This window comes from Hydrogenophaga sp. UC242_53 (assembly GCF_042696965.1).
Classification (GTDB): Bacteria; Pseudomonadota; Gammaproteobacteria; order Burkholderiales; family Burkholderiaceae_C; genus Hydrogenophaga.
On record NZ_CP170552.1, the window covers coordinates 1845565 to 1861814 of the forward strand.

Annotated in this window: 17 protein-coding genes and 1 pseudogene; 9 read left to right on the forward strand and 9 right to left on the reverse strand. The window is 68.6% G+C overall.

Annotated features, from left to right (window positions below):
* Positions 1–98: 98 nt before the first annotated feature.
* Positions 99–1013 carry a crotonase/enoyl-CoA hydratase family protein gene (locus ACFJI0_RS09485; RefSeq protein ID WP_382324497.1) on the reverse strand — a complete coding sequence of 305 codons (915 nt, stop codon included), beginning with the start codon at positions 1011–1013 and terminating at the stop codon, positions 99–101.
* Positions 1014–1148: 135 nt separating this feature from the next.
* Between ACFJI0_RS09485 and ACFJI0_RS09490 the strand changes: the two genes are divergently transcribed.
* From ACFJI0_RS09490 to ACFJI0_RS09510, 5 genes are all read left to right on the forward strand, one after another.
* The gene (locus ACFJI0_RS09490) at positions 1149–2729 is read left to right on the forward strand and encodes an FAD-dependent monooxygenase (RefSeq protein WP_382324499.1); all 1581 of its coding nucleotides are present in this window, start codon (positions 1149–1151) and stop codon (positions 2727–2729) included.
* Positions 2726–2923 (forward strand): hypothetical protein, encoded by a 198-nt coding sequence (locus ACFJI0_RS09495; protein WP_382324501.1) that lies wholly within the window; start codon positions 2726–2728, stop codon positions 2921–2923. Before ACFJI0_RS09490 ends, ACFJI0_RS09495 begins: the two co-directional genes overlap by 4 nt.
* The gene (locus tag ACFJI0_RS09500) at positions 2913–3365 is read left to right on the forward strand and encodes a MarR family winged helix-turn-helix transcriptional regulator (RefSeq protein WP_382158340.1); all 453 of its coding nucleotides are present in this window, start codon (positions 2913–2915) and stop codon (positions 3363–3365) included. The genes ACFJI0_RS09495 and ACFJI0_RS09500 overlap by 11 nt, the downstream gene beginning before the upstream one ends.
* Before the next feature lie 24 nt (positions 3366–3389).
* Positions 3390–3968 carry a GAF domain-containing protein gene (locus ACFJI0_RS09505; protein ID WP_382324503.1) on the forward strand — a complete coding sequence of 193 codons (579 nt, stop codon included), beginning with the start codon at positions 3390–3392 and terminating at the stop codon, positions 3966–3968.
* 92 nt (positions 3969–4060) lie between these two features.
* Positions 4061–6403, forward strand: coding sequence for a YgiQ family radical SAM protein (locus ACFJI0_RS09510; RefSeq protein ID WP_382324505.1), 2343 nt, complete (start codon positions 4061–4063; stop codon positions 6401–6403).
* Positions 6404–6406: 3 nt separating this feature from the next.
* On the opposite strand, the gene ACFJI0_RS09515 is transcribed toward ACFJI0_RS09510, so the two are convergent.
* Positions 6407–7096 (reverse strand): DUF1294 domain-containing protein, encoded by a 690-nt coding sequence (locus tag ACFJI0_RS09515; protein ID WP_382324507.1) that lies wholly within the window; start codon positions 7094–7096, stop codon positions 6407–6409.
* 88 nt (positions 7097–7184) lie between these two features.
* Here ACFJI0_RS09515 and ACFJI0_RS09520 point away from each other — a divergent pair, with 88 nt between their 5' ends.
* The 3 genes from ACFJI0_RS09520 to ACFJI0_RS09530 are packed head-to-tail and all read left to right on the forward strand — an operon-like array spanning position 7185 to position 8506.
* Positions 7185–7535 (forward strand): hypothetical protein, encoded by a 351-nt coding sequence (locus ACFJI0_RS09520; protein WP_382158332.1) that lies wholly within the window; start codon positions 7185–7187, stop codon positions 7533–7535.
* Positions 7532–8170 (forward strand): AAA family ATPase, encoded by a 639-nt coding sequence (locus ACFJI0_RS09525; RefSeq protein ID WP_382324509.1) that lies wholly within the window; start codon positions 7532–7534, stop codon positions 8168–8170. The genes ACFJI0_RS09520 and ACFJI0_RS09525 overlap by 4 nt, the downstream gene beginning before the upstream one ends.
* Before the next feature lie 12 nt (positions 8171–8182).
* Entirely contained in the window at positions 8183–8506 is a 324-nt protein-coding gene (locus ACFJI0_RS09530) for an ATPase with chaperone activity (RefSeq protein WP_100054371.1), read from the forward strand.
* Positions 8507–8516: 10 nt separating this feature from the next.
* Here ACFJI0_RS09530 and ACFJI0_RS09535 read toward each other — a convergent pair.
* The 7 genes and pseudogenes from ACFJI0_RS09535 to ACFJI0_RS09565 all read right to left on the reverse strand — a co-directional run bounded on the left by ACFJI0_RS09535 (position 8517) and on the right by ACFJI0_RS09565 (position 15445).
* Positions 8517–9696 (reverse strand): annotated as a pseudogene (locus ACFJI0_RS09535) (MFS transporter).
* Between the two features lie 8 nt (positions 9697–9704).
* A complete protein-coding gene (locus tag ACFJI0_RS09540) occupies positions 9705–10259 on the reverse strand; it encodes an NUDIX hydrolase (RefSeq protein WP_291116575.1) in 555 nt (184 codons plus the stop codon).
* Positions 10260–10331: 72 nt separating this feature from the next.
* Positions 10332–11378 (reverse strand): TRAP transporter substrate-binding protein, encoded by a 1047-nt coding sequence (locus ACFJI0_RS09545; RefSeq protein ID WP_382324511.1) that lies wholly within the window; start codon positions 11376–11378, stop codon positions 10332–10334.
* 106 nt (positions 11379–11484) lie between these two features.
* Entirely contained in the window at positions 11485–12189 is a 705-nt protein-coding gene (locus tag ACFJI0_RS09550) for a fumarylacetoacetate hydrolase family protein (protein WP_382324513.1), read from the reverse strand.
* Between the two features lie 69 nt (positions 12190–12258).
* Positions 12259–12582, reverse strand: coding sequence for a 2Fe-2S iron-sulfur cluster-binding protein (locus ACFJI0_RS09555; RefSeq protein ID WP_382324515.1), 324 nt, complete (start codon positions 12580–12582; stop codon positions 12259–12261).
* An 8-nt stretch (positions 12583–12590) separates the two neighbouring features.
* A complete protein-coding gene (locus ACFJI0_RS09560) occupies positions 12591–14069 on the reverse strand; it encodes a glutamine synthetase family protein (RefSeq protein ID WP_382324517.1) in 1479 nt (492 codons plus the stop codon).
* A complete protein-coding gene (locus tag ACFJI0_RS09565; RefSeq protein ID WP_382324519.1) occupies positions 14066–15445 on the reverse strand; it encodes a Rieske 2Fe-2S domain-containing protein in 1380 nt (459 codons plus the stop codon). The genes ACFJI0_RS09560 and ACFJI0_RS09565 overlap by 4 nt, the downstream gene beginning before the upstream one ends.
* An 80-nt stretch (positions 15446–15525) precedes the next feature.
* Here ACFJI0_RS09565 and ACFJI0_RS09570 point away from each other — a divergent pair, with 80 nt between their 5' ends.
* Positions 15526–16245: a GntR family transcriptional regulator gene (locus tag ACFJI0_RS09570; RefSeq protein WP_291116596.1), complete on the forward strand. Its 720-nt coding sequence runs from the start codon at positions 15526–15528 to the stop codon at positions 16243–16245.
* Positions 16246–16250 lie beyond the last annotated feature (5 nt).

Below are 16250 nucleotides of genomic sequence, written 5' to 3' on the forward strand. Positions count from 1 at the left end.
GCTCCTTCTGTAAATGAAGCGGTCATGCTAAGCGGCAGGCCGATTACATTCTCGGCCGTCCCGTAAGAGGGGTAACGAGATGAACCGTACATGCGGTTTCATTTTTTCGGGGATGACCTCTTGCGGTTTTCCATCTCGCGGATCAAGGCGCGCGCTTCGTCGCCTTCGGGAATCGGCCGGCCGCTGTCGCGCCATTGCACCGCGTCCTTGAAGCCCGCTTCCTGCGCATGACGGCGGAACCACAGGCCCTCGGGGTTGTGGCGCGTGATGCCGTCGAACAGCGCGGCGATCTGCTGCGTCTGTTCCAGGCCCATGGTGAGCATGACCTGGTTCACCACCATCTTGTGCATGGCCAGGTGCGAGCGCGGCACGCCCGCGATGCGCTCGGCCAGTTGCATGGTGGTGGCCTCCAGCTGGTCGGCCGGCACGGCCTCGTTGGCCAGGCCCCAGGCCGCGGCGGTGCGGCCGTCGATCACGTTGCCGGTGAACATCATCTGCTTGGCGCGCGCGGCGCCGAGGCGGTAGGTCCACATCGCGGTGGTGGGACAACCCCAGACGCGCGTGGGCATGTAGCCGATGCGCGCATCATCGGCCATCAGCAGCAGGTCGCAGCACAGCGCGATGTCGCTGCCGCCGGCCACCGCCGCGCCGTGCACCTTGGCGATGGTGGGCTTGGGGCTGCGCCACAGCGCCATGAAGTCTTCGGTGTTGCGCTTCATGAAGGCGTAGTCGTCCATCGGGTCCCAGGGGTGGCGTTCCTGCTGGCAGGGGTGGTCGATTTCGCCCTCGCCGAACATCGAGAGGTCGTAGCCGCCGCAGAAGCCCTTGCCGGCACCTTCGACCACGATCACGTGCACCTCGTCGTCGGCATTGGCCCATTCCACCGCCGCGCGGATCTCGCGCGGCGTTTCGTCGTTGATGGCGTTGAGGCGCTCGGGGCGGTTGAGCAGCAGGCGCGCGACGCGCGGCTGGTTCGCATCCTTCTCGATGCGCAGGGTGTTGAAGCTGGGCATGGTCATGTCTCCTGGGGTTGTTTTCCCCATGATAGGCAGCACCCGGGCCTGCCGCAGTTGCCTCGGAGACAGTGGTATCGATTTCATATGGTTGCGCACGCAACCGAAAATGGATAAAGTTGCGCACGCAACCATATGAACGCCATGAACCCAGAATTGCCTTCTTCCATTCCCGTGCTGATCGCTGGCGGCGGTCCCGTGGGCCTGACCCTTTCGGCCCTGCTCGCGCGAGAGGGCATCGCCCACCTCGTGATCGAAGCCGACGAGGGCTACTGCACCGGCAGCCGCGCCATCTGCATCTCGCGGCGGTCGCAGGAAATCCTGGGCTGGGTGGGTGCCGATGCGCCGCTGGTGGCCAAGGGCCTGAGCTGGACGGGCGGCCGCAGCCACTGGCGCGACACCGAGGTGCTGCACTTCGAGATGCCCGCCGAACCCAGCCAGCGCTTCGCGCCCATGGTCAACATCCAGCAGTTCCATGTGGAAGCGTTCGCCCACCAGGCCGCCCAGGCACAAGGCGAGGCATCGCGCGTGCTCTGGGCCAGCCGCGTGGTGGCGGTGCGCCCGCAGACCGATGGCGTGCAGGTGGAGGTGGACACGCCGCAGGGGCGGCAGACGGTGCAGGCCGGCTTTGTCGTCGCCTGCGACGGCGGCCGCAGCACGGTGCGCGAGCAGCTCGGCCTGCAGCTCGAAGGCACGCAGTACGACGGCAAGTACGTGATCGTCGACGTGGTGCAGAAGACGCAGCGCCCGGTGGAGCGCCTGGCCTGGTTCGATCCGCCGTCCAACCCCGGCTCCACCATCCTCATGCACCGCCAGCCCGACGACGTCTGGCGCATCGACTACCAGATCCGCGACGACGAAGACCCGGTGGAGGCGGTCAAGCCCGAGAACGTGTTGCCGCGTGTGCGCAGCCACCTGGCCATGATCGGCGAGAACGAGCCCTGGGAACCGTTGTGGATCTCGATCTACAACGCCAAGTGCCTGACGCTGCCGAGCTACCGCCAGGGCCGTGTGTTCTTCGCCGGCGATGCCGCGCACCTGGTGCCCATCTTCGGTGTGCGAGGACTCAATTCAGGCCTGGACGATGCGGCCAACCTGGCCTGGAAGCTGGCCCGCGTGCTGCGCGGCGAATCGCCCGACGCCTTGCTCGACTCCTACTCCACCGAGCGCGTGCACGCCACGCGCGAGAACATCGCCTACGGCGCCAAGAGCACCGAGTTCATGGCACCGCCGAACTTCGCCTACCAGCTCATGCGCGAGGCCACGCTGCGCCTGGCGGTGAGCGACGAGCAGGTGCGCTCGCTGATCAACCCGCGCCAGTCCTCTCCCATCACCTACGTGGGCTCGCCGCTGAACGCGGCGCAGGCCGGCGAATGGGCGGACGACCGCGCGCGGCCCGGCGCGCCCGCCCCCGAAGCCCTGCTGCAGGGCCAGGGGGCCGCACCCTGGCATCTGAGTGGACGGTTCGGCCAGGGTTTCGTGTGCCTGGCTTTCGGGGGCGCGGGCCCTGGCCTGAGCGACGCCGGTGTCACGGTGCTGGAGATACCACCCGACATCGACACCCTCGGCCAGGCCTGGCGGCGCTACGGCCTGCGCCGTCCGGATGAACCCGCGCTGGTGCTCGTGCGGCCCGACGGCTATGTGATGGGCCGCTGGCACGGCCTGGACCCCGCGCCCCTGCGCGCCGCCCTGAAAGACACCGGAGTGTTCGCATGACCGATACCGATCTCGACCAGAGTTACAGCGCCGTCTGCGAGGCGCTCTCGCAAGTCGGCGAGGCGCGCGCGCCGCTGTTCCTCGCCATGCTCAGCCTCTCGCTCATGAGCCGATTCGAGCGCGCCGAGCAGGTGTTGCCGCTGATCGCGAACGCGTTGGCGCAAAGCGGGGAGGGGACGGACCATGGGCGCTGAAACCACCTCGCTGCAGGACTTCCTCACCTACCGCCTGCACAAGCTCAACAAGATCACCGACCGCCACAGCAGCGAGGCCTACGCGGCGATGGGCCTGGGTGTGAGCGAGGCGCGCTGCCTGGCCGCCATCGGTGAATTCGCGCCGTTGTCGGTGAACGACCTCGCGGCGCGCGCCAACCTGAACAAGGCCCAGGCCAGCCGGGCGGCGCAGATGCTGGTGGACCGCGAACTGGTGCTCAAGTCCACCAGCGACGCGGACGCGCGCGGTGTGGTGCTGGTGCCCACGCGCAGCGGGCGGGCCCTGTGGAAGAAGGTGATGCGCCTGATCGCGCAACGCAATGCCGACATCTTTGGTTGCTTGTCCGCGCACGAGCAGCGACAGTTGGAAACATTTTTTGACCGACTGATTGCCCATTCCCGGAAGGACTGCGCCAGCGAGTGACCTGACGCGGTTTATAAAAGCGGCATGAATCCGCTCAACGATCTCGGCTACAAGGCCGACGACCTTCTGGTCCAGGTCACCGAACTGCTGGGGCGCACCTCCGACGGCTCCGACGAACTCATCGACAACGCCGTCTCCGACGTGCTGCGCCTGCTGCGCGAACGCATGAAGATGGACGTGGTGTTCGTCTCCGAATTCACCGATGGCCAGCGCGTGTTCCGCCATGTGTCCCAGGCGCCCGACTCGCCCGTGATCGGCGAAGGCGGCTCGGAGCCGCTGGAGCGCTCCTGGTGCCAGCGTGTGGTCGATGGCCGCCTGCCCAGGTTCATCGCCGACGCCTCCGCCCATCCGCTCGCCTCGGAATTGCTCAGGAGCGTGCCTTTTCCCATCGGCACGCACATCAGCACGCCCATCGTGCTGGAGAACGGCGACATCTACGGCACGCTGTGCTGCTTCAGCTTCCATCCCCAGGACAAGCCCAACACGGAAGACCTGAAGAAACTGGAGTTCACGGCCCGGCTGGCGGCCCAGAAGCTCGATCAGCGGCGCGTGGTGCGCAAGGCGCCCGAGTCGGTGCCGGAATGGCAGCTCAGGCCCAAATGAAGGGGAATGGGGTTGAAGGCCCCTGAAAAGGGGGTGGGCACGTAAAATCAGGGGTTTTCCAGCCGCCCGCGCTCCGGGTCTGTGCCAGCCCCATGAACGCCCCCATCGACGTCTCCTTCTTCGCGCGCGCCGCCAAGCCGATCACCAGCTACCGCCCCTACTGGGCCAAGCGGTTCGGCGTGGCGCCGTTCCTGCCGATGAGCCGCGCCGAAATTGAGCAGCTGGGCTGGGACAGCTGCGACATCATCCTGGTGACGGGCGACGCCTATGTGGACCACCCCAGCTTCGGCATGGCCGTGGTGGGGCGTGTGCTGGAGGCGCAGGGCTTTCGCGTGGGCATCATCGCCCAGCCCGACTGGACCAGCGCCGAGGCCTTCAAGGCCCTGGGCAAGCCCAACCTGTTCTGGGGCGTGACCGCCGGGAACATGGATTCCATGATCAACCGCTACACGGCGGACCGCAAGATCCGCAGCGACGACGCCTACACGCCGGGCGACGTGGGCGGCAAGCGGCCCGATCGTGCCGCCATCGTCTACAGCCAGCGCTGCCGCGAGGCCTTCAAGGACGTGCCCATCGTGCTCGGCGGCATCGAAGGCAGCCTGCGCCGCATCGCCCACTACGACTACTGGAGCGACAAGGTGCGCCGCAGCGTGGTGGTCGACAGCAAGTGCGACCTGCTGCTGTACGGCAACGCCGAGCGCGCGCTGGTCGAGGTGGCGCACCGCATCGCGGCGCGCGAACCGATCGAGCAGATCACCGACGTGCGCGGCACCGCCTTCGTGCGCCGGCCCGGCGACCCGACGGCCGCGGGCTGGATCGAGATCGATTCGAGCGAGGTCGACACGCCCGGGCGCGTGGAAAGCCACATCAACCCCTACCAGACCACCAGCGAACAGGCCCAGGCCCAGGGGCAGAGCTGCGCCAAGGAAGAGGGCGAGGCCGCCGCGGCGCCGGCCGAGGTCAACCCGGCCATCCAGACGCTGAAGTTCGTGCCCAACCCCGCGCTGCAAGGCAAGGGCCGGCTCAAGGTGCCTCCGCGCGAGCGCTCGGTGATCCGCCTGCCCAGCTACGAGCAGGTCAAGAGCGACGCCGTGCTCTACGCCCACGCCAACCGCGTGCTGCACCTCGAGACCAACCCCGGCAATGCGCGCGCGCTCGTGCAGGCGCACGGCGAAGGCACGACCGCGCGCGACGTGTGGATCAACCCGCCGCCGATCCCGCTGACCACGGCCGAGATGGATCACGTGTTCGATCTGCCGTACGGGCGCAGCCCGCACCCGGCCTACGCCGACGAACACGGCAGGCACGACGGCGCGACCAAGATCCCGGCCTGGGAAATGATCCGCTTCAGCGTGAACATCATGCGCGGCTGTTTCGGCGGCTGCACCTTCTGCTCGATCACCGAGCACGAGGGCCGCATCATCCAGAGCCGTTCCGAGGAGTCCATCATCAAGGAGGTGGAGGACATCCGCGACAAGGTGGAAGGCTTCACCGGCGTGGTGTCCGATCTCGGCGGCCCCACGGCCAACATGTACCGCCTGGGCTGCAAGTCGCCCGAGATCGAGGCCGCCTGCCGCAAGCCCAGCTGCGTCTACCCCGGCATCTGCTCCAACCTGCACACCGACCACGGCCCGCTGATCAAGATCTACCGCCGCGCGCGCGAGTTGCGCGGCATCAAGAAGATCCTGATCGGCTCGGGCCTGCGCTACGACCTTGCGGTCAAGAGCCCCGAGTACGTGAAGGAGCTGGTGCAGCACCACGTGGGGGGTTACCTCAAGATCGCGCCCGAGCACACCGAGGGCGGGCCGCTGTCGAAGATGATGAAGCCCGGCATCGGCAGCTACGACCGCTTCAAGCAGCTGTTCGAGAAGTTCAGCGAAGAGGCGGGCAAGAAGCAGTTCCTCATCCCGTATTTCATCGCGGCCCACCCGGGCACCAGCGACGAGGACATGATGAACCTCGCGATCTGGCTCAAGAAGAACGGGTTCCGCGCCGACCAGGTGCAGACCTTCTACCCCAGCCCCATCGCCACCGCGACGGCCATGTACCACACCAACCTGAACCCGCTCAAGGGCATCCACCGCGACGACCGCGCCGAGCGCGTGGACATCGTGCGCGGCGACAAGCGCCGCCGGTTGCACAAGGCCTTCCTGCGCTACCACGACCCGAACAACTGGCCGCTGCTGCGCGAAGCGCTCAAGACCATGGGCCGCGCCGACCTCATCGGCAACGGCAAGCACCACCTCATCCCCACCTTCCAGCCGATGACGGACGGCAGCTACCAGAGCGCGCGCCGCAAGAACAGCACGCCGGTGGGCAACAAGGTGCCGGGCGCCCAGCCGGGCAAGGGCCGCCTGCTCACGCAGCACACCGGCCTGCCGCCGCGTGTCACCGGTTCCGCGCCGGCCGGTGCGGGCAAGCGCAAGCCGCGCTGAAACTCAGGCGGCCGGCGCGCCGAGGAACGCCGGCCACAGGATCCAGGCCAGCAGGGCCAGCATGTTGACCGCCACCGTGCCCCAGTAGATCAGGCGGAACGGCCGCTTGCTCGTCTTGTGGCGCAGGATCTGCTGGGCGAACCACGCGCCCGGCCAGCCGCCGGCCACGGCCAGGCCGTGCAGCCAGTCTTCGGGCGTGCGCTGGACTTCGTTGATGGCCGCGTGCTTGTCGCGCCAGTACATGTAGAACGTGACCAGGTTGATCAGCACCACGGCGGTCAGGATCACCCAGGGGAAGCGCCCCATGCCGATGCCGACCAGCCACAGCAGCAGCCAGAAGGCGATCAGGCCCAGGCCGATCCACAAGGGGCGTTCCTCGCGCCGCTTCTGCCATTGCGAGCGCGAGCGGGCCGCCGGCTGGCGGGGTGGCAGCAGCTCGGCGCCGGCCGGCGGCGGAGGCGGCGCGGGCGCCTCGGTGACGATGGCGTTGCGGGCCGGCTCCACCGACAGCGCGCGCGGGCCTTTGCCGCCCACGTGGATGTCGTCGAACATCACCTGCATGCCTTCGCGCGGCTTGGACGGGCCGCTGTAATCGCGCAGGTGAAAGAAGACGTCGGCGGGGATCTGTGGGCAGCGGATGAAGCCGAAGGCCTTCTCGCTGTCCCAGCGCACCACGGTTCCCTGTTTTTTCATGATCGCGTGTGAAAGGTGTCGGGTGGAAAATCCGCTCGGTTGCCATGGTATCCGAAATGGCGCAAAATGCGCCATCCAGGAGATTTCCATGTCGTCTTCCAGCAGCAGCGCATTTTCCTCGGTCAAGTTGCCCGCCGGCCTGGTCCGGCAGGCGCGTGAGGCCGCGCAGCCCCAGCGCCGCTCGGTGGCGGGCCAGATCGAATACTGGGCCACGCTGGGCCGCATCGCCGAAGAAACGGGCCTGACGGTGCAGGAAGCCCGCGAAGCCATCGCCCGGTACGACGCCGCCGCCCGCCACGCCGAGGCGGCGGCCGATCCGGTCGATGCGATCGAGGCCCGCTTCCTGGCCGCCGAATCCAGCGGCCGCCTGGCCCAGGCCGTGCGCCAGACCGTGCTCGACAACCGCAGCAAGGCACCGGCCGCTCGCCGCGCCGCGTGACCCAGCCGGTTTTCTACCTGCTCGCCGGCCCCAACGGTGCCGGCAAGTCCACGCTGTACCGGGCCGCGCTGGCCACCGGGCTGATCCCGCCCGAGGCCGAGTTCGTCAACGCCGACCTGCACGAGGCCGCGCACCTGCAGCACATCAGCCACCCGTTGAAGCGTTCGCAGATGGCGCGGCAATGGGCCGACCAGCAGCGCGCGGCCTGCCTGGCGGCGGGTGAGTCCTTCGTGAGCGAAACTGTCTTCTCGCACCCGTCCAAGCTCGATCTGCTGGCGGCGGCGAAGGCGGCCGGTTTCGCGGTCGTGTTGCTGGTGGTCTGCGTGGACGAACCGCGGCAACTGCTCGCGCGCGTGCAGCAGCGCGAAAGCGAGGGCGGCCACAGCGTGCCGCCCGAGCGCATCCTGGCGCGTTACCCGCGCACGCTGGCGAACCTGGCGAAGGCGGTCGCGCTCGCCGACCTGGCCTTGCTGTACGACACCTCCGGCCCGCGCAACCGCGTGGTGCAGCCACCGCGCCTGGTGGCGCGCTGCCGTGCCGGGCGCGCGCTGTGGAAGAACCCGGTGCGCTGGCCGGCCTGGGCCGAGCAACTGCTGGCCGAGGTGCCCGAAGGCCCGCCGGCCGCCGCCCATTGATTACAGTGCGGCATGTCCGACGAATCGCAGATCGAAATTCCCCCGTCCTTCCTGGCGCTGTATGTGGCGCCCGGGCGCCAGAAACCCAGCCTGCCGCGCGACGAGCTGGCCGCGCGCTATGAGCTGTGCGAGGACATGGCGCAGATGCTCACCGAGACCGCGCGCAACATGGAATTCGGCCTCGGCATCACCGAGGCCGACGTGCTCGCGCGCTGCCTGCAGGGTTTGCGGGTGGAGCCCACGGTGGTGAGCGAGGCCGAGTCGGTGTGGGTGGTGCACCGCCTGGCCGAACTGCTGGATTGGCGAGCACCCGAGGGCGGTGCGCCCGTGGCCTGACGGCCGCGACTCAGCGCGACTTGGTGGCGCGCAGGCACACCAGGCAGGCGAAGGCGCTCAGGCCCAGTGCGCTGGAGATCCACAGCGCGCCTTCGCCCCAGCGCTCGAGGCAGGCGCCGAACACCAGCGGCGCAAAAGCCTGCGCCAGGCGCGAGGGCAGCATGATGAGGCCTTGCCGCCGGCCATAGCCCGCGGGGCCGAAGTACACCAGTGGCAGCGTGCCCTTGGCGATGGTCATGATGCCGTTGCCCGCGCCGTGCAGGATGGCGAACAGCGGCCCGGCCACCGGGCCCAGCAGCATCCAGCAGGCGACCCCCAGGGGATGGCCCAGGGCCGCGGCGCGCGCGGCGAACACCGGGTGCAGCCGCCGCAGCAGGCCGAACTCCAGCAGCCGGCCCGCCACCTGCGCGGGCCCGACCAGGGCGCCGATGGCAACCGCGCCGGCCAGGGTGGCACCCCCGGCCATCAGCAGGGCCGGCAGGTGCGCCGCCATGGCCGTGCTCACGAACCAGGTGGCGGCGAACACATAGGCCAGCACACCGGCCGTCCAGCGGTGCGGCGGTGCCTGCGGTGCGGGCGCATCGGGGGAGGGTGGCGCCGCGTTGCGGGCTGGCTCGGGCAAGGGGGAGGCGCGGGGCAGGCTGGCGTTCAGCGGCAGGCCGAGCAACAGGTGCAGGCCGGCCCAGCCCAGGCAGGCACCGCGCCAGCCCCAGGCAGTTTCCATCCAGCCGCTGAGTCGGCGAACCCACGGTGCTGGCGAAGCCGGCCAGCAGGGTGATGCCGGTGATGGACGCGCGGGCGTCATGTCCCTTGAGCCGCACCAGCGCGGCAAAGGCGGCTTCGTAGAGGCCGCTGCCCATGACGATGCCCAGCAGCAGCCAGCCCAGCACCAGCCCTGCCGTGCCCTGCGCTTGCGACAGCACCGCCAGGCCCGCGGCGGCGAGCAGGCTGGTGCCCGTGAGCACCGGGCGACCGCCCCAGCGGTCGATGGCGCGGCCGGCCCAGGGGCCCAGTGCCGCCGCCAGCAGCATCGCGGCCGTGACCGCGCCCCAGACGTGGGACGCCGGCACGCCCAGGCCCCGGGCCATCGGCGCGGCCAGCAGGGCCGGCAGGTAGTAGGTGGAGGCCCAGGCCAGCGTCTGCGCCGTGCCCAGGCGCAGCACCAGGGGCCAGTCGCGTGCCGAGCCCATGCCGCTGCTCAGGCGATGTCGAAGGCGTGGAAGCCGAAGCGGCCTTGCCGGCGATCGGCGAAGTAGTGTTCCAGGGTTTCCTTGACGGTGCGAAAGGCGATCTCGTCCCAGGGAATCTGGTCTTCGGTGAACAGCCGTGCCTCGATGGTTTCGTGGCCGGGGTCGAAGCGGTCGCTGAGCAGCCGGGCGCGGTAGTAGATGTGCACCTGGCCCACGCGCGCCACGTTCATCAGCGTGAAGATGTCGCCGAGTTCGAACTGCGCGCCGGCTTCTTCATCGGTCTCGCGGGCCGCGCCTTCGGCGGTGGTTTCACCGAGCTCCATGAAGCCGGCCGGCAGCGTCCATTTGCCCCAGCGCGGTTCGATGTTGCGCTTGCAGAGCAGCACGTACTCGCCCGTCTCGCCCCACACCGGCACGGTGCCGACGACGTTGAGCGGGTTCTCGTAATGCACCGTGTGGCAGGTGGGGCAGACGGCGCGGATCTTGGTATCGCCGTCGTCGGGCAGGCGCATGTCGACGGCGGTGCCGCAGTTGCGGCAGTGTTTGGGGGGTGTGCGCAGCATCAGCGCAGTTTAGCGGGCCGTCACAGGGCGAAAAAAAGCCGGGCTGGGCCCGGCTTTTCGAGGAGGGGAGACTCAGGCCTTCTTGCCGTGCTTGGCGATCAGGGCCTTGGCTGCGTTCAACAGCTCCTGGCCCTTGAAGCCGCGCTTGTCCATGTCCTGCACCCACTCCACTTCCACCAGGCGCGCCTTGCGCTTGAATTCCTGCGCTTCGGCCGAGGGGATGGTGTAGATGGTGTTGCCCTGCTTGACGGCGGCTTCACGGCCGGGCGCATCGCCGGCCTGCTGCACCTTGCCCAGCCAGCCGGAGGTCTCGATGCCCGAGTTCTTGTCGATGACGGCCTTGAGGTCGGGCGGCAGCGAGGCGTACTTGTTGCGGTTCATGCCCATCACGAAGGTGGTGGTGTAGAGCGCGCCGCCAGCGGGGTCGAACTCGCTGTGGAACTTGGTGAGCTCGTGCACCTTGACCGAGGGCACCACTTCCCAGGGGATCACGCAGCCGTCGATCACGCCCTTGGAGAGCGCATCGGGGATCTGCGGCAGCGGCATGCCCACGGGGATGGCGCCGAGGTAGCCCAGCATCTTGGTGATCTGGCGGGTCGGGCCGCGCACCTTGGAGCCGCGCAGGTCTTCCGCGGTCTTGATCTGCTTGCTGCGCATGTGGAACATGCCCGGGCCGTGCACCTGCAGGGCGATGGGCTGCACTTCCTTGTACTCGTCGGGGGCCATCGTGGTGATGTACTCCCAGAACGCCTTGGAAGTGGCTTCGGCGTTGTTCATCATGAACGGCAGCTCGAACACTTCGGTGCGCGGGAAGCGGCCCGGGGTGTTGCCCGGCAGCGTCCAGACGATGTCGACCACGCCGTCGCGCGCCTGGTCGAACAGCTGCACGGGCGTGCCGCCCAGCTGCATGGCGGGATAACCTTCGAACTTGATCCGGCCGCCGGAGTCCTTCTCGACCTTGTCCATCCATGCCTTGTGCATGTTGATGTACACGTTGGACTGAGGTGCCATGAACGTGTGGAACTTGAGCGTGACGCTTTGTTGGGCGAAGCCTGTGAGCGCGGGTGCGCCGAGGGCCACGGCCGCACCGGACTGGAGCAGGGTTCTGCGTTGAATCATGTTGAAAGTCTCCTGGGGTCAAAGAAAAACGGGAAAAGCATATGTCAGGCCAGGTCGTTTTCGTGAGAGGTCTAACCCTCGGATGCGACCTGCGTCACGTTCTCGTTCAGGCCACGCGCACCGAAATGGGTGTGAGGCCGTCCACGCCGCCGTGCAGGGTGTCGCCCTTCACCACGGCCGCCACGCCTTCGGGCGTGCCGGTGTAGATCAGGTCGCCGGGTTGCAGTTCCCAGGCGGCCGACAGGTGTTCGATGGTCTCGGCCACGTTCCAGATCAGCTTGGCGACGGTGCTGCGCTGGCGGTCCGCGCCATTGACCTGCAACCAGATCGGCGCCTCGTTCACGTTGCCGGCCTGCGCGGCCGGGGTGATGGGGCCGATGGGCGCGGACTGGTCGTAGGCCTTGCCGATGCACCAGGGGCGGCCCTGCTTCTTCATGTCGTTCTGCAGGTCGCGGCGCGTCATGTCCAGGCCCACGGCATAACCCCAGATGTGCTTCGCGGCGTCGGCGGCCTGGATGTTCTTGCCGCCCACGCCGATGGCGACCACGAGTTCGATCTCGTGGTGCAGGTTGCCGGTGAGGCTGGGGTAGGGCATGGAAGCGGTCTGGCCTGCCTCGGCGACCACGATGGCATCGGCCGGCTTGAGGAAGAAGAAGGGCGGCTCGCGGCCGGTGAAGCCCATCTCCTTGGCGTGCTCTTCGTAGTTGCGGCCCACGCAGTAGATGCGGTGCACGGGGAAGCGCTCGGCGCGCCCCACCACGGGCACGCTCACGGTGGCCGGGGGGGCGAAGAGGTAGGTGGTGTCTGGCATGGCAGGTGGTTTCGTTGGAATCGAAGATCACCAGTGTGCCATGGGCGCAGACCGCTTTTCGGTGCGTCCTCAGTGCTGGGACGCGGGCAGCCGGACCTCCATGCCATCCATCTCCGGCGTGAGCTTGACCTGGCAACTCAGGCGGCTGTCGGCCTCCACCGGGCTGGACGCGAAGTCCAGCATGTCGATCTCGTCAGGCACCGGGGCGCTCAGCATCGCGGCCCAGGGCGCCCCGATCATCACGTGGCAGGTGGCGCAGGTGAGGCTGCCGCCGCAGTCGGCCTCGATGCCCTGGATGTTCGCGTCCACCGCGGCCTTCATCAGGCTCTGGCCCGGCTCGGTCTGGATGGCCTGCACCGTGCCATCGGCGTTGAGGAATCGGATCGAGATCATGGGCGGGCTCAAGTCCTGGCGAAGTACTCGCGGCGCTCGAAGTCGGTCTTGTCCTCGGCTTGCGCGTGGCGGTCGATCTCGCTTTGCTTGATGCGGCAGAAGTAGCGCACGAAGTCCTCACCCAGCGCGGCGCACAGCGCGCTGTCGGCGCGCAGCGCATCCAGGCCTTCACCCAGCGAAGAGGGCAGCTTCTGGTTGTCGGCCGCGTAGGGCGATTCGCTCGCGGGCGGCGGCAGCGTGGCGCGCGCCAGGCCGTCGAGCCCCGCGTGGATCTGCGCGGCCATGTAGAGGTAGGGGTTGGCGGCGGGCTCACCCACGCGGTTCTCGATGCGGGTGGCGTTGTCGCCGGCCGCACCCACCACGCGCAGCATGGCGCCCCGGTTGTCCTGTCCCCACAGCGCGGCCTGCGGTGCCAGCGCGTTGGGCCGGAAGCGGGCAAAGCCGTTGATGGTGGGCGTGCACAGCACCGTCATGCCGCGCGCGTGTGACAGCAGGCCGGCGAGCCAGTGCGCACCGGCCTCGGACAGCGTGTGCGTGGCGTCGGTGCGGGTGGTGCCGGGTGCGGGCGTGTCGCGCACGCAGGCGTTGCGGCCGGTCTTCAGGTCCACCAGCGACTGGTGCAGGTGCCAGCCGCTGGACATGATGTTGGGGAACGGCGGGCGGCACATGAAGGTGGCGTGGTAGCCCGCGCGCCGCAGCGCCTGGCGCACGCCGTTGCGGAACAGCACCATCTGGTCGGCGGCGGTCAGGGCGTCGGTGGCGTCGAACACCGCCTCCACCTGGCTCGGGCCGAGTTCGATTTCCAGCGACTGCAGCGGCAGGCCCAACGCCTGCGCGGTGCGCTGCACGATGCGCAGCGGCTCGTCGCTCATGTCGCCCATGGCTTCGGCCTGCAGGTTGTAGCCGGGGTGGATCATCTCCACCGTGGGCGGCAGGCCGGGCCAGGCCGCGAGTTCGGGGTCGAGTTGGGGGCGGGTGTCGGTGATGCGGTAGATGTGGAACTCCACCTCCAGCCCGGTCTTGAGGCCGTAGCCGGCCTGGCCCAGTTTCGCCAGCGCGGTCTGCAGCATGCCGCGCGCGTCCAGCGGCACGGGCGTGCCGTCGGCGAACCAGGGCTGGCAGCGCAGCCAGCCGGTGCGCTCCAGCCAGGGCAGCACGGTGAAGCTCTGCGGATCGGGCATGAGCATGAGGTTGGCCGCGCCGGCGAAGCCGGGCAGGCCGTCGGCGCCACCGGGCTCGAACACCTTCCAGGCCGTGCGGTCGGCCGTGTCCTTGAGCATCAGCGTGCCCACCATGCCCACGCCGTCGTTCAGCGCGCGCAGCGCTGCCTTGGCGGTGAGCGTTTTGCCGCGCAGCATGCCGTGGGCGTCGCACCAGCCAAAGCGCACCAGCTCGATGCCGCTGGCTTCGATGAGTTGGGCCACGCGCCGGCATTCGGCGTCGCGTTCGGGGGATTCGAGGCCGCAGCGTTGGGCGAACGACGTCATTTGGCGCCCGCCGTTTCCTCGGCGGAGGCTTTCGCGTGCCAGGGCGCACCTTCGCGCTTGTCGCGCACCGCGTCCTGCCACCAGGTTTCCCAGCCCTGCGCGGGGGCGATGCCGTCCACCGTGTCGGGGCCTGCAATGGCGCCGTGCAAGGCCGGGTCGGCCACGCCGGGGGCCGTGCCGCCTTGCTCCACGGCGTCGATGGCCTGCAGCAGCATGCGGCGGTTGGCCATCACCACCTTGTCGGTGGTGCCCAGGTGTTCGCGCGTGCGGTCCTGGATCGGGCCCATGCTCTCGCAGGCCCACTGGTCGTGCACGTTGATGTCGTCCTCGCCCATGCCGAGGTAGGTGCGGGTCTGCTGCTCTTCGGCGTTGAAGCCCCAGTTGTTGTGGCGGCCCGACTTCGGGATGTAGTCGGGCAGGGTCACGGCCTGCAGGCGCGGCGTGCGCATGGCGTCCTTGTCCACCGGGCCGGTGAAGCTGGTGAAGAAGGCGTACCAGTAGTTGTGGGTGTCGTCCACCGGCACGTGCATCTGCGTGATCGTCATGGTCTCCGACAGCGGGATCACGAAGGTCTGCGGGAACACGGCATTGGTCACGCGCACGTGGGTCAGCTCGTCGGTCATGGGGCGCAGCGCGGTGAGCTGCAGGCCATAGGGCTTGGGCTCGAAGCTGATGAGGGGCTGGCCGAATTCGCGCATCACGCGCGTCATGGGCCAGCGCTCGCCGCCCACGTCACCGGCGCTGGCGCCGCGGAACTGCTTGCCGTAGCTGTCTTCCAGCGAGCCGTCGTTGAAGAAGCGGTGCAGGTAGGAGGCGTGCGCCGGATCGATGCCCACTTCCAGCGACTGCAGCCAGTTGCAGTGCCACAGGCCCTTGAAGGCGAAGGTGTGGCTTTCGGGCGCGGTGAAGCAGTCCAGCTCGGGGAAGGGCGGGGGCGTCTGGTCCTCGGGACCGAACCAGCCGAACAGCACGCCGCTGCGCTGCACCAGCGGGTAGCTGCGCTGCTTGATGCGCGTGCACATCTTGCTGCCGGCGGGCTCGGCCGGGGTGTCGATGCACTGGCCCGTGGTGTCGAACTTCCAGCCGTGGAAGGGGCAGCGGATGCCATCGCCTTCGTTGCGGCCGAAGGCGAGGTCGGCGCCGCGGTGCGGGCAGTCGCGATCGAGCAGGCCGAACTCGCCCAGGGCGTCGCGGAACAGCACGAAGTTCTGGCCCAGCACGCGCACCGCCTTCACGGGGCGCACGGCCATCTGGGGGTCCAGCGCGGGGTTGAATTCGTCCATCAGCGCCACCGGCTGCCAGTAGCGGCGCAGCAGCTCGCCACCGGGCGTGCCCGGTCCGACCTGGGTCATGCGTTGATTGAGTTCGGCTTTCATGTGGGGAATCTCCGGCAATAAAACGGGGTGGGGTATCGAAATGGTATACCGTTTTTTGATTTCGGTGTACATTTTGTGCCATGAGCCTGCAAGAAACCGTTTTGATGCAATTGCGCGACCTGATCCTGAGCGGTCAGTTCGAACCCGGCCAGCGCCTGGCCGAGCAACAGCTGGCCGAACGCCTGGGCGCCTCGCGCACGCCGGTGCGCGCCGCGCTGGTCACGCTGGAGCAGGAGGGGCTCGTGCAGGCCAACGAGACCGGCAAATACCTGGTGCGCCAGTTCACCGCGCAGGAGGTGATCGACGCCATCGCGGTGCGCGGCCACCTCGAAGGCATGGCCGCACGGCTGGTGGCCGAACACGGCGTGTCGCGCCAGTTGCAGGGCCAGTTGCAGACCGTGCTCGATGAGGGAGACCGCCTGCTCGCGGACAACCCGCTGACCATCGAAAGCTACGCGGCCTACGCCCTGATGAACGACCGCTTCCACGCGCTGATCCTCGATGCCTGCGGCAACCGGGCCCTGCAACGCTCGGTGGAACTCAACGACAAGCTGCCGTTCGCGCCGGCCTCGGCCATGCTGCCCATGCAGGGCACGGTGACCATGGACCGCGACTGGATGCTGTACGCGCACCGCCAGCACCACATGCTGTTCGATGCCCTGCGGCGCGGCGAAAGCGCGCGCGCCCAGGCGCTCGCGGTGGAACACACCGAAGTGGCGCAGATGAACATGCGCCTGGCGCTGGAGCGGCGCGCCGAGTCCGAGCAGGTGCTGCCCGGCATCCGCCTGGTGGTGGGCTGAGCGTT